The following is a 383-nucleotide window of genomic DNA, read 5'->3' as shown; positions in this document are numbered from 1 at the left end:
GTAAAGGAGCAATCAAACGTAATCAACAAACGCTAGAAAACTCACAAAACAAGCTGGGACGCTTGACCAATCAATTAGGTAACGATGAAAAACAAGTTACCCAGTATGATCCGGATAAATGGTCCGCTAACATTCACAAAGCCAAGACCGAAATCAACGACTTAAACAAGCAGATTGCCCAGCAGCAACAAATCATCGACCACAACAACGCTGCCCTTCCTGGCCTACAGAACAAGTTAGCTCAAGCTAGACAACGGGTCGCAAACGACACTAACCAACTCCATAACGATCACGACGAGTTACAAAAGGCAACGGCCGCTAACGAACAGGCCCAAAGTGACTTAGACAAGGCTACCCAAGTGGTCATCAATAAACAAAAGGCC

General features: G+C 45.4%; 1 protein-coding gene. It reads left to right on the top strand.

Going from position 1 to position 383, the window contains the following annotated elements; all coding sequences use genetic code 11:
• Positions 1 to 383, top strand: a 383-nt coding sequence (locus tag AC6UDG_RS07400) for a hypothetical protein (RefSeq protein WP_500706949.1), incomplete at both ends; no start/stop codon positions are given.

The sequence above is a fragment of the Fructilactobacillus sp. X2R1C1 genome (assembly GCF_059901435.1).
Note: the sequence above shows the minus strand (reverse complement) of the source record. Positions and strands in the feature narration are given on the sequence as shown.